Raw genomic sequence first — 13,112 nt, 5'->3', positions numbered from 1 at the left:
GCGTATAACCTCGGGGCTGGTTTTGAAGTACTTGAATGGAGAGCGTTCTGTCATAGAAGGACGCTATGTCAGCACCCCGCCCGCTTCAACCGGAATCCCTTTGACAGTACCTTCCAGCAAGATCCGGTTCTTCGAGGTTTGATGCCAGCCATTACCCGGCAGGCGATTGCAAATCAATCTGCCGAGAAGGGCCTGTCATGCTTTTTTGAAAAGACGCAATTCGAGCGTTTGCTACGCAACAACCTCCTTGAGATCCTTTGCCTCGCGGCGCAGCGCTTTGACCTCGTCCGCGTTCGCAGCCCGCCCTGTGTCCCCAGCCAGCTGCTTCTTACCGGCTTCCATGAAGTCCTTAGACCATTTGTAGTAGATGCCCTGTGATATGCCCTCACGGCGGCACAACTCAGCGATGCTGTCTTCTCCACGCAACCTATCAAGGACGATCCTGATCTTTTCTTCCGCTGAATAATGCTTGCGCGTGGCGCGATTGATGTCTTTGACGACCTTCTCGCTAAGGCTCTTCGTTGTCTTTCTCATCGTCCACTCCTTGGTGGCTACGATGAGCAACAAACACTCTTTTAGCAAATGACCCTATTTGGTCCCATAAGCGCTGACGTCAGGCACGGCCAGAAACCCACGCTCATCAAAACGTGCAGAAATTCGCTGAAGAAGCGAAATAGGACCGCTCACTCCGTTCGTCACACCGAGACCGCCTTCAGCAACGCATCTCGGTCGGCATCCTGTTTATTCCCAGACATCGTGACTTCACCGCGACGCAAAACCACGAAGTTATCGGCAAGCTCATAGGCGAAATCGAAATATTGTTCGACCAGAACGATTGCCATATCGCCTCGATCGCGAAGCAGTTTAATCACTTCTCCGATCTGCTGGATGATGTTTGGTTGAATGCCTTCCGTCGGCTCGTCCAGCAAAAGCAGTTTGGGTTTGGTGATCAACGCTCGCGCAATCGCCAACTGCTGCTGCTGCCCGCCCGACAAATCACCACCACGCCGGCCTAGAAATTTTCGCAGGATCGGGAAAAGTTCGAACATCTCTTCCGGGATGTGATGTTCAGATGCAGGTAGACAGGAAAATCCTGTTTCCAGGTTTTCGCGCACAGTGAGCAGAGGAAAGATTTCGCGCCCCTGCGGTACAATTGCGATGCCTTTCTGGGACAACGCATACGCAGGCAGCACGCCCAAATCTTCGCCGTCCAAAGTGACTTTGCCACCCGATCTTGGATGCGCCCCAGAAATTGCGCGCATCAGACTGGTTTTGCCGACCCCGTTCGTACCCATCACACAGGTGACTTTGCCCGCCTGTGCTTCGAATGATATACCGTTCAAGATTTGTGAATGCCCATAGTGGAGCGTCAGATCGTTGACGTTCAGCATGTTTTATCGCCCCAAATACACGTCGATAACTTCTTGGTTCGACGTGACGTGATCCAGACTGCCTTCAGCTAGCACAGCACCTTCATGCAAAACTGTCACCCGGCAGTTCAAGCGTCGCACAAATTCCATGTCATGCTCGACAACGACCACGGCACAGGTTTTTGCAGCTTCGACCAGCAGCGCTGTGGTGTGTTCGCGTTCTGCAGGTGTCATCCCAGCTGCAGGTTCATCAACCAACAACAGCTGTGGGTCTTGCGCCAAAAGCATGCCGATCTCGAGCCACTGTTTTTGCCCGTGGCTAAGCTCGCCCGCTTTGCGGTGTAACTGATCGGCAAGGTTGATTTCATGCGCCAGTTCGTCAACACGCGACATATCTTCCGTACTACGTTTGTAAAAAAGAGTCGCCAACGGGCTGCGTTTGCTTTTCAGCGCCATGACAAGGTTTTCTTCGACAGACTGGTCTTCGAATACCGTCGGCTTTTGAAACTTCCGCCCAATGCCTGCTTGTGCGATTTTTGCCTCGGACATACCCAGCAATGATCGGCTGAGGTCACCCCAGACTACGCGCCCTTCATCCGGTTTGGTTTTGCCCGTAACGATGTCCATGAATGTGGTCTTGCCTGCACCATTCGGCCCGATGATGGCACGCAACTCGGCCGACCCGATCGTAAAACTCAGGTTATTGATGGCCTTGAACCCGTCAAAGCTGACAGAGACACCAGAAACCTCTAAAAGAGAGCTCATTCAAGGGCCTCCTTTTCTTGCAGCGAACCTGCGCTTGGTCCCAGATCGGCACCGTGACGATTGGGGCTTTTACGCTCAGTCCACAAGTCAACTAGTCCTCCGATGCCTTTCGGAGCAAAGAGCGTGACGGCCACAAAGCTCAGGCCCAGCACGATTAGCCACCAGTCGACCCATTTGATGGTGTAAAACCCAAGGTTCACATCCGGCACTTGGCCTCCGGTGAACCATGACGACACGAGGCTTACGAAGATCGCGCCAATGACCGCGCCGTAAAGCCGCCCGCGCCCCCCGATGGCGACCCACACGGCCAGATAGATCGACGCAATGGGTGCAACCTCGGCCGGATTGATGATCCCGGCCTGCGGATAGTAAAGCGCGCCCGCGATGCCCGCGATCATGGCGGTGATTGTAAACAAAAACAGCTTGTAGGTTTCAACCGGATACCCAAGAAACCTGACGCGAGCCTCGTCATCGCGAATGCCCCGGATGACTGACCCGAACTTGCCGGACACGATCCAAGCCGCAAAAAGATAACCCAAACCCAAAGCAAATGCAGATGCCCAAAAAAACCAGATAGAGATGCTCGCTTGTGGCACTTGATCCAAGCCAGGAAGGTTCTGCAGGCCGGATAACCCGTTATTGCCGCGCAAACCGCTGTCATTTTGGAACAGATACAATGCAAGGGCTAGCGTCATGGCCTGCGTCAGGATCGAAAGATATACACCCGTCACACGTGACCGGAAGGCCAACCAGCCGAAGACGGCGGCCAGAGTCCCCGGAACCAGCACGACCAGCGCCAATTGTATGGCCAGACTGTCCGCGAAGCTCCAGACAATCGGGAACTCGCTTGAACCTACCACGCCAAAGATTTGATTGCCGATTGCATCCACCACTTCCTGCGCGGTTGGAGGGATCTGCGCCTCAGCCAACGAGGCTTCCACGATCCCCCGTGTGCGCTCGTACATCAGCCACATGCCAATCATATAGCCGCCAAGACCGAAAAACGCGAAGTGGCCAAGGCTAAGAATGCCAGTGTATCCCCAGACCAAATCCATCGCGACGGCGATAAGGGCAAGGCAGAGCGTTTTGCCCAGCGTTTTTACAAAACTGGTTGATATCAATCCCGCACCCGAGCCTTCGGCGAGCACCGTCACGAGGATTGTGAACGCAGCCAGTACCGCCAAGAAAACCAGTGTGGAAGGATTGCGCATGACAAAGGACTTCTGCATCGATCAATCCCCCGCCGCGCGACCCTTGAGGGCGATGATCCCTCGTGGTCGGAACTGAATAAAAATAATGATGAAGATGATCATATATGTCTGGGCAGCGAGCGTATTAGACGGGTTCATCCACTCGATCCCTTTTTGAAGGAATCCAATCATCGTGGCCCCTGCCAGAGTGCCCCAGATGTTACCCACGCCACCGACAACTACGGTCATGAAACTTTGCACGATATAGTCAGCTCCAAGCTCAGAGGTCACCTTGGCAAAAAGCCCGATGGCGACGCCTGCGATACCGGCGATGCCTGATCCAAGACCGAAGGTCAGCATATTCACGCGCCCCGGATTGATCCCCATCGCGCCCGCCATCCGCGGGTTTTGCGTCACTGCGCGGGTCTCAAGCCCCAGCCGGGTGCGCTTCATGATGTAGAGGAACACACCAAGAAAAATCAGGGCCAACACGAAGATTGCAATGCGAATGTAGCTGATTGAAATCACCGGGTTCAGAACAAGCGCGCCATCCAGCCAACCGGGCGCAGTAAGCGGGCGTGCTTGCGTACCAAAGATGTTCTTCGCCAGCTGTTGTAACGCAATCGAAATACCAAAAGTGGCCAAAAGTGTCTCAAGCGGGCGGTTGTAAAGCCAGCGGATCACCAGCCGTTCCAAGGCCACGCCAGCAGCAAATGTCACCGCAAAGGCCAAAGGAACCGCTACGATAATCGATACCGTGTGATTTGGAATAAATTGCTGAACGACATAGCCAGTGTAGGCGCCCATCATTATAAACTCGCCGTGGGCCATGTTGATCACCCCCATCACGCCAAAGGTGATGGCCAACCCGATTGCCGCCAGAAAATAGATCGACGCCAGAGACAGCGCATCCAGCGTCAGATCTGCGGTTTGGCTGAGTGATACGCGGGTCGAGATTTTGGTAAGCGCGACTTCGGCAGCTTGTGTGACGGCGGGGGACGGCTCGGCATAGACTTCGGCGAAGCTGAAAGATTGCAATGTGCTATCGACGTCGGCATCCGAGACAATCGGGGGAACTTTCCCCGCTGCGGCTAAAGCGGCATAGGCACGAACGCGGGCATCAGGATCGCTAAGCTGAGCAATTGGTACACCACCGACTTGGCCGCCGTCGATATGCGTGCTCAGCGATAACCGAACCTGATCGTCTGAAATCAAGGCTGGGGCTTTTCCGGCGTCGACAAGCAATTGATATGCGGCCGCCTTGGCAAACTCATCGCGTCCGGGAACGCGCAATTGCGCGACATTCAAATCAGCTGGGATATCCCCTTCGAAGGCCGTGGTCACTTTCGTGACCAAAGGGTTAAGCGCACCACGTACATCGACGCCCAGATCACCGGAAAGTTCCTGGATCGCGGTGACACGCGCAATGTCGTCGTCGCTGAAGGATATTGTAAGCAGTTTCGCTAGCCGCGCTTTGCGCGCCTTAAGATCGGGATCCGTCTCGCTTTCGACAGATGCGACTAGCGGTTCAAGCAACGATGCGTTGGGTGCGCGCTCAATCCCGGTCAGCCCCCTTGCACGTATAAATGGATCGGGGTCTTCCAATTGGAAGCGAACAAGCGCCGTCGCGATCATCGCGCGAATTCCGCTGTTTGGTTTGATCTGTTTCAGATCACCTTTGTCGACCTCGCCAACAACGTCTCCGGTGTCAAAGTCTATAAGACGATAGGTTTTGCCCTCGACCTTCTGAGCTTGATAAAACAGTCCGCTTGGCTTGTGGTGCCACATGTCTTTGCTTTGCCATGTATTTAACACTGCGCGCGCTTGCGGCAGTTTACTGGCAACGACAGCATCAATCGCGGGACCAATCGTTTTGCGCGAGCTTTTAAGGATCGCTTCTTTGTGGTCTTGCAAGACGCTCTGCATCGGGCCCGCGGGGTTGTCTGTCTGGGCAAGTATCGTTACCGCCGAGACAAGGACCATCAGCGCGGCCAAAACATAGGTTCTCATTGGAAGAAGCCTTCAGGCAAAGGGGTCAGAAGGGCCGAAGCCCTTCTGAAGGTTTCAGATTAGTAGTTTGACTTCAGCTGAACACAGCTGTTGGTTTCGGTGTTGTACATACCGCAACCCAGATCCTTCCAATCTGACTTAAGCACAGCGGACTCTGCCAAGAAGTCGGTCCATGCGTCACCTGGAACTTCTTCCGTCTGGCTGATGATGTCGAACTGGCCATCTTCCTGGATTTCCCCGATCAGCACAGGCTTGGCCAAGTGGTGGTTGGGCAGCATCACGGCGGTGCCGCCAGTCAGGTTCGGGAACTCTTGACCATACATCGCGGTGCGCACGGCATCGACGTCAGTGGTTCCAGCAGCTTCAGCCGCGTTGACCCACATGTTGAAGCCAATGAAATGTGCTTCCATCGGGTCGTTGGTCACACGTTCCTCACCCATCTTGGCTTTCCAGGCTTCGATGAACGCTGTGTTCGCATCAGATTCGGCTGACTGGAAATAGTTCCACGCCGCCAGATGGCCAACAAGGTTCGATGTGTCCAAGCCCGACAGCTCTTCTTCACCGACCGAGAAGGCAACCACGGGAATGTCATCCGCCGAGATACCGGCTGCGGCCAGTTCTTTGTAGAACCCGATATTTGCATCACCGTTGATGGTCGATATTACGCCGACCTTCTTACCGTCAGCACCCATGGCGACCACATCAGCAACGATTTTGGACCAATCCGAATGACCAAACGGGGTGTAGTTCACAAAGATATCTTCAGCGGCAATGCCTTTGCCTTTCAGATAGCTTTCCAGAATGTTGTTTGTGGTGCGCGGGTACACATAGTCAGTGCCCAACAGCGCAAATTTTTCGACGCCCAGTTCGTCCAAGAAATAATCAGTGGCCGGGATGGCTTGTTGGTTCGGAGCAGCACCGGTGTAGAACACGTTCTTCGAGCTTTCTTCACCTTCGTACTGAACCGGATAGAATAGCAGACCGTTCAGTTCTTCGATCACAGGCAGAACCGATTTACGCGACACCGATGTCCAGTTGCCGAAAATCACGTCAACCTCGTGAACGGTCAGCAGCTCTCGCGCTTTTTCAGCAAACAGGGGCCAGTCAGAAGCCGGATCTACGACGACAGCTTCCAGTTCGCATCCAAGCACACCGCCCTTTGCGTTCTGTTCGTCCACCAGCATCAGCATCGTATCTTTCAACGTGGTTTCCGAGATCGCCATGGTCCCGGAAAGAGAATGCAGAACACCAACCTTAATCGGACAATTAGCGGCGTTGGCGGCCGACGCGACAGCAGCAGTCGCGAACGTGGTCAGCATCGCATTTTTCAGAAAATTCATGTGTTTCTCCTGGCAGAGAAGGCCAAGGATACTTGCGCAAACCCGCACGCTTCACTAGGCGTTGTCTCTGCAACTTCCTTTGTTGCACCCGTGTGACGGCTTGATGCGAGCACTACTTCGTCTTGCCGTCACACACCTGTTTCCCCAAGCAGCGCTCAGCAGGCAAAGAAAGCGTCGCTGCATCGCAGCGGGGTTGGCAACGTTGCAGTGGCCGTAATGCTGAAGTTATTAATGCGCGCTACAACTTTCATCACAAAGACGCGCGTATGCTCATTTTTTACACAGCTGAGGTCTGGCGAGCGCCAGAAATCAGAGTTCGATGGTCTTATAGGCGTATGCGGCAAGAAATTGGGCACCTCGGGACTGCTGCACCCAATGCAGGTTTTGGCTAGTTTCAGGCCTCTAGAGATTGATACTGCAAAGCAGACCCCGTTCAAACACTACTGCTTTCCGCTCAGTATCCTCTTTGGCCCAATCGGCCGGTCTGTGTGTAGGATCCTGTTAAGACGGAACCATAGAGGATCTGTTGAACGTCAGATGAACTCGGCACAAACGGTGCAAACTGCCCCCTGCCCTTTTTACCCATGTGGCAGGACACTGAAGCCAAGCGCTTTAGCCGATTTCTTATCGAGCATATGCAAGACGCGACCCTCGGTGACCTAGAAGTCCCCGTTTGCACATTGCAAGCACACCAAGCCTTCGTCTCTCCACGCAGCGACCACACTACTGCGGTCGTCCACAACGATCCAAGGTTCAAACCCGTCTGAGCGCATGCGCTTAAGAAGCGTCCGCTTGACGTCGGGATCGCTCGCCGCATCCGATCCATTTGGTCGCAGGTAGATCGCGTCAAAACTTAAGTCGTTCTCTTTAAGCCAAGCCACGGTGTAATCAGACCACTCTTCAGGTCTTCCCGAACAGATGACAATCGTTTCGCCGGAAGACTTCAACTGTCGTAGCAAATGCGCGACGGGTGCGATCTCTTGCGCAGTGGCCATGGCTTTGTGGAATTCATCCCATCGTTTCTCAACACCATGCACCAAATGCCCCAGGCGATCCGCGTCAAAACTTGCAAGCGTTCCATCGACATCGAATACGACGCAAGATTTCTTAAATGGTTTGGACATTTGACGTCTCCTGATGGCCATTTCTTGACCACTCAAAGTTAATAGGTTGGGCATTCGGTGGTCGTTGACCTGATCTACTTTGCCCGACCAAGATACGGGTGGCGCGGATAACACCAGAGTGGCAGACCATTATCGGAAGTGCTGGTCCCGCGAGCTCACAACAGCGCGAAATTGCTTTAGCCACACGGTCAATCATTTCCTGCCAATCCTCGCCGCCTGCCGGGCGGCCTTCGCGTGGCGGGAGCTTTGAGAGTGGTTCACCTTCAAATACACCCCAGTCCCTTTCACGTAGGTCTGAAATCGACTGGAAGCTATAACCCGGAAATCCGAGAGCGCAGGTCTCCTGCGCGCGTACCATTCGGCTTGTAAAGAGAGCGAATTTGTCTGGCCAAACATTGTTTTGCAATGCGCGCGCCTGGGCACGACCAAGACTTGTCAAAGGCACATCCAAACGGCCAGCGATGATGCTGTCGCGATTTGCGGTGGTTTCACCGTGACGGATCAAACAGAAGGATTTGGAGGGAAGGAGATATGTCATAAGGCGATCTGTTCTTGCAAGAAAACCTCGGCTTCAAGGTCGCCGAGCTTTTTATAAGTCTCTGGGTTTTTGCAGAAAGCTGGCGCAAAACGCTTAGCGCCAAGACGCTTGAGCATTTTGCGTTGATCTCGCAATGGCGGGTGCACGTTCCAGCGTTGAAAGTAACCACCCGGAACGGCGCAGATTTCTTGCGCAAATTCACTAGTGTGACCGGTGAAAACGACATGGGCGTCATAACCTAGCCGTCCCTGTTTTCGCCAAAGGTCAACGAATTCACGCGCCTTTCCTGCTTCGGCGTTGGGCGTGTCACAAATCAGAAAACGCGCGTCGGGAGGTGCTTCATTTTCAAGGAGGGGAATAATCGTCATAGCTTCCGGCAAAAAGCCTTCGGCCCCCAGCGCAACGCGCAAGATACCTTGGCATTCGCAATCAAGTGCGACGGATTCCGATCCGTGATTGCGTATCAAACGCAATGCCAGCTCGCCAGCACGGCCGGACGGCGGAACGGGGAAAAGTACTTGCCCTTTTAAGCCTGCAACCAATTTATCCAAGGCCTTGAGCCGGTCTTGTTGTGCAATGTCATCGACGTGATATGAGCAATCCAGGATTGCGGTGTCTGCTTGTGGCGGTTCGTCAAAGACAAACCAATCACTTTCCTCGGACCAATCGCCCGAATAAAACAACCCGCCATCAACCGCGAAATGCATCCAAATACCACCAAGCGCATGTCCGTTTCGACCGACGGTCAGCGGTGTGCCGTTGATATCGACAACGCCATGTTCCGGTAAAATGCGTGTCTGCGCGCGCTTGGGCAGTGATTTTGCTGTCTGAGCAGTAGCATAAATTGGCAGACCAGCCTCCACTACATGTCGTGCGCCAGCGATGTGGTCCACGTGATCATGAGTGATGAAGACCGCATCAGCACCTTCAAGCCAAGCCGGATCAAACAGTGCCTCCTCATCTGGGCCTACACCACAGTCGAGAATCCATCGTTTGCCATTTACATTCAGCTGAATGCAGGCCGGACCTTTTACGCCGATGCCTGAGAGGATTTTGACGCTATTCATGAGATTTCAGTGAAGGCCCAGGGCGATGACAGCTTCAAGCCAAGCTGTGTCCCTTCGGCATATCTAACGTGGCTTTCTGCGGTCACAAAACTTCCAGTTAACGTCTCGATGCTCATTCTATAGCGCCCACCTAAGTAGGTGCTTCGGCTGACCTTGCCTCGAAATTGGCCGCTTTCGCATATCGTTATGTTTTCAGGGCGCAGGCAAATCAGGTTCGGGTGTACACTGTCCGTCCGGATCGAAACCGATTCTCCAAATAGAATTGCTTTGCTCGTACCAGAAGCGTGATCCACATCATCAATGGGAAGCACTGTGCCTTCGCCTACGAAGCCAGCCACAAACCTAGAACGTGGTTTCTGGTAAAGCGCTTCTGGTGTGTCAAATTGTACGATTTCTCCGTCTGACATCACCGCAATCCGATCGGCCATCGCCATGGCTTCTGCCTGATCGTGGGTCACATAGACCATGGTCGCACCGGTGCGCTTGTGAAAATCTGAAAACACATCCTGCATTGACGCCCGCAGCGCGACATCGAGGTTTGCAAGCGGTTCATCCAGCAATACCGCATCTGGGTCAGATACAAGGCATCGCGCCAGCGCGACCCGTTGGCGTTGCCCGCCTGACAGTTCAGACGGCATACGATCAGCAAATTGTGTTAGACCCGTCGCCGCAAGGGCTGCATTGGTTTGGGTTTCTAGATCCGCCTTGGACAGCCTTCGAATCTCAAGCGGATAGGACACATTGCGACGCACTGTCATGTGCGGCCAAAGGGCATAGGACTGAAATACAAAGCCAATATTGCGTGCTTCTGGTGGAACCGTATGGGCTGTATCCGCGTTCGCCTGTTCGCGGCCACCAATTGACAAGCTACCTTTGCTAGGCATCTCAAACCCGGCAATCAAGCGCAATAAGGTAGATTTTCCGCAGCCCGACGGCCCAAGTAAGGCAACAAATTCGCCATCGTTGATCTGCGCCGAAACCGATTCCAACGCGGGAACACCATCAAAGTGTTTGTCGATGGATTTCAAAGTTATGTCTGCCATGGAACCACTCCTTTGGGCAGGCGGCGGGCGGAAAGTTGTATTGCGCCCATCAGCGCCATGACCACCAAAACGATGGTCATGGCGAGTGCCGACGCCATCACTGTTTCGCCGCTGTCGTCTAAGTTGAAAATCATCACACCAAGGGTCTCGGTGCCTGAAGACCATAAAAGTGCGGAAACCGTGAGCTCATTGAATGCGGTCAAAAAAACAAGTATTGCTCCGGCCGCTGCCGCAGGGGAGGACAGCGGCAGGATCACTGTCCGCAAACGGTAGGACAAAGATGCGCCGACTGATTGAGCCGCTTCGTTCATGGCCGGGTCGAGCTGTTTTATACTTGCCTGAATCGGGCGGAACATCACGGTCAAGAACCGCGCCAAATATGCTAGGAATATGATCCAAATCGTTCCGTATAGCGTTGCATCTGTAAATGGCAGCTTGATCAGCAGCAAAATCATAGCGATTGCCAAAACCACGCCTGGAAGTGCGTAGGGCAGATCTACGAGGCTATCAAACAGCCGTCCTAGACGGGTCGGTTTGCGCTCCATCAGCCACGCGAGCGGCAGGCAAATGGCGATCAAAACCAAAGCAGCGCCAATGGACAGGGAGAAGGAGTTAACAAACGCGCGGGATGTTGCGGGCTGGCGGAATAGTGCCTCATACCAAGATTCAAACGTCACAGTGTCCCACCGCAGTGGGGCGCCGTAAGCCGGCACAAGAGAAGTCGCCAGCAGCCCCAGTATCGGCAAGACCAAAATAGCGACAACCACCGACCAGAGTGCGATCTCAGTCGGCAGGCGTGCGATCCCCAAAGAGATGGCCAATGGACGCGAAGATGAACCAACTAGATGCACCTTTTGGCGCGATTGGAAAAACCGTTGCAACAAAATGCCAATAATTGCGACCACACCAATCAACATGGCGAGCACGGCAACTTCGGCCAGGACAGTCGTGCCAAAACCGGCGAGTTTTTGGTAGATCAGCGTCGGCAAGGTGGCATACCCAGCCGGGATGCCAAGCATGGCGGGGATGCCAAAATTGCCGAGGGCCGTTACAAAGGTAATGGCAATTCCTGCGGCCAAACTGGGCATACATAGCGGCACGACGATTTGCCACCATACCCGCACCCCCTTTGCACCGCTGATCCGTGCGGCCTCAACCACTTCTTGTGGGATGGCTCGCAAACCAGCGCGCAGTGTCAGAAAAATAATTGATGTGTGCTGGATACCCAGCAGCAGGATTATTCCCACTGGTGAATACAAAGGCTGCGGACTGCCAAGCGGTGGCGCAATGCCGAGCGTTTTTAGCAACACAGATGACGGCCCCATGATCTGTGTCCACGACAAGGCTGTGATCTGCGGCGGGATCATCATTGGGATCATCAAGCAAAAGACCAAGGCTGCTTTAGCGCGTAGGTCTGTCAACGCCACCAAGAATGCAAATGCGCCCCCAATGATCACTGATACAACCGTGCCCAAACCTGCAGTGACCAACGAATGCATAAGCGCCGTCTGTGTAGAGTTTTGTGCAAGGACGTAATCAATCAGGGCGAGACTAGGTCGGTCATCCACCAAAACGCCTTTGAGGAACAGGCGCACAACCGGCGTCAGCGTCAAAGTGATAGCGATTAAGAGGATAGTAGAAAGCAGCCGATCTTCTGATCGGCTGCCCCCCAGAAATTTCGTCCCAAGCATTAGTTGGCGCCAAAAAGATCAGCGAACTTCGCTTTGTTCGCTTCTGCGTTTTGCAACGCAACTGCTGGGTCAAACGCCATCAGTTTGATGTCTTCACGCGCTGGGAAACCGGCAGGGACACCCATATCGTTGCGCGCTGGGATGTAACCCATTTCAAGAACCAGTTCTTGACCCTCTTGGCTTAGTACGAAGTCAACGAAGTTTTGCGCGGCTTCCACATTCTTTGCGGAAGACATGATCGCAACCGGTTCTGTCACGTATGAAACGCCCTCTTCAGGGAAAACGAACTCTACCGGTGAACCTTCCGCTTTGTTACGGATTGCAAGGAAGTCCACAACCATGCCGTACGGTTTTTCACCTGCTGCAACGGCTTTGAATGTGCCGCCGTTGCCACCTTTGGCACGCGCCTCATTGGTCGCAAGGTCGCTGTAGAATTCCCAACCCAGCGAATCTTCACCCGTCAAAGTTGCCAGATGGATCAGCGCCGCGCCAGAATAGAGAGGAGACGGCATCGCAATTTGTCCTTTCAGTGAGGCATCTTTAAGGTCCGCCCAAGCAGCTGGAGCCTTTTGCGCACCGGTGTTGTAGACGATGCCGGTCGTGATCAGTTTGGTTGAGTGGTAGTAGCCCTCTGCGCTGTAAAGCGCTGGATCATAAGCTGCCGCTTCTGGTGATTGATAAGCGGTCAGCAGGCCATCTTGAGCCATTCCTTCCAAAGTGACAGTGTCCGCAATCAACAGTACATCTGGTTGCGGATTGCCAGCTTCGATTTCAGCGCGCAGGCGCGCCATCAGTTTGGTTGTGCCATCACGTACCCATTCCACTTCAGTGCCCGGATTTGCAGCCATGAATGCGTCAACGGTTTTTTGCGCGTCCGCGTTCGGTTGAGAAGTGTAAACGGTCAATGTGTCAGCAAAGCTTGCCGTGGCAATACAAGCAAATGCGGTAGCAGTCAGGAAGGATTTCATCGCAGG

General features: G+C 53.8%; 11 protein-coding genes and 1 pseudogene. All 12 read right to left on the bottom strand.

The window, feature by feature from the left end; all coding sequences use genetic code 11:
• Window positions 1–234: 234 nt before the first annotated feature.
• Window positions 235–534 (bottom strand): annotated as a pseudogene (locus ACXAH3_RS15905) (transposase); the annotation flags it as partial.
• A 161-nt stretch (window positions 535–695) separates the two neighbouring features.
• Entirely contained in the window at window positions 696–1,391 is a 696-nt protein-coding gene (urtE, locus tag ACXAH3_RS15900; RefSeq protein ID WP_474863207.1) for an urea ABC transporter ATP-binding subunit UrtE, read from the bottom strand.
• Window positions 1,392–1,394: 3 nt separating this feature from the next.
• On the bottom strand, window positions 1,395–2,135 hold the full coding sequence (gene urtD, locus ACXAH3_RS15895) for an urea ABC transporter ATP-binding protein UrtD (RefSeq protein ID WP_474863205.1): 741 nt from the start codon (window positions 2,133–2,135) through the stop codon (window positions 1,395–1,397).
• Complete coding sequence (gene urtC / locus ACXAH3_RS15890) at window positions 2,132–3,364, bottom strand: urea ABC transporter permease subunit UrtC (RefSeq protein ID WP_474863203.1); 1,233 nt, start codon at window positions 3,362–3,364, stop codon at window positions 2,132–2,134. Before urtC ends, urtD begins: the two co-directional genes overlap by 4 nt.
• A 3-nt stretch (window positions 3,365–3,367) precedes the next feature.
• On the bottom strand, window positions 3,368–5,335 hold the full coding sequence (gene urtB / locus ACXAH3_RS15885) for an urea ABC transporter permease subunit UrtB (protein WP_474863201.1): 1,968 nt from the start codon (window positions 5,333–5,335) through the stop codon (window positions 3,368–3,370).
• A gap of 59 nt (window positions 5,336–5,394) precedes the next feature.
• Entirely contained in the window at window positions 5,395–6,675 is a 1,281-nt protein-coding gene (gene urtA / locus ACXAH3_RS15880) for an urea ABC transporter substrate-binding protein (RefSeq protein WP_474863199.1), read from the bottom strand.
• A gap of 659 nt (window positions 6,676–7,334) precedes the next feature.
• Window positions 7,335–7,799 (bottom strand): phosphatase domain-containing protein, encoded by a 465-nt coding sequence (locus ACXAH3_RS15875; RefSeq protein ID WP_474863197.1) that lies wholly within the window; start codon window positions 7,797–7,799, stop codon window positions 7,335–7,337.
• The gene (locus ACXAH3_RS15870; protein WP_474863195.1) at window positions 7,783–8,337 is read right to left on the bottom strand and encodes a histidine phosphatase family protein; all 555 of its coding nucleotides are present in this window, start codon (window positions 8,335–8,337) and stop codon (window positions 7,783–7,785) included. Before ACXAH3_RS15870 ends, ACXAH3_RS15875 begins: the two co-directional genes overlap by 17 nt.
• Complete coding sequence (locus tag ACXAH3_RS15865) at window positions 8,334–9,404, bottom strand: MBL fold metallo-hydrolase (protein ID WP_474863193.1); 1,071 nt, start codon at window positions 9,402–9,404, stop codon at window positions 8,334–8,336. The genes ACXAH3_RS15870 and ACXAH3_RS15865 overlap by 4 nt, the downstream gene beginning before the upstream one ends.
• Entirely contained in the window at window positions 9,401–10,447 is a 1,047-nt protein-coding gene (locus tag ACXAH3_RS15860; protein ID WP_474863191.1) for an ABC transporter ATP-binding protein, read from the bottom strand. The genes ACXAH3_RS15865 and ACXAH3_RS15860 overlap by 4 nt, the downstream gene beginning before the upstream one ends.
• Window positions 10,435–12,138: an ABC transporter permease gene (locus ACXAH3_RS15855; protein WP_474863189.1), complete on the bottom strand. Its 1,704-nt coding sequence runs from the start codon at window positions 12,136–12,138 to the stop codon at window positions 10,435–10,437. The genes ACXAH3_RS15860 and ACXAH3_RS15855 overlap by 13 nt, the downstream gene beginning before the upstream one ends.
• Complete coding sequence (locus ACXAH3_RS15850; RefSeq protein WP_474863187.1) at window positions 12,138–13,106, bottom strand: ABC transporter substrate-binding protein; 969 nt, start codon at window positions 13,104–13,106, stop codon at window positions 12,138–12,140. Before ACXAH3_RS15850 ends, ACXAH3_RS15855 begins: the two co-directional genes overlap by 1 nt.
• Between the last annotated feature and the right edge of the window lie 6 nt (window positions 13,107–13,112).

This window comes from Aliiroseovarius sp. ABM4_368 (assembly GCF_056161205.1).
This window is presented reverse-complemented; position numbering and strand designations above follow the sequence as displayed.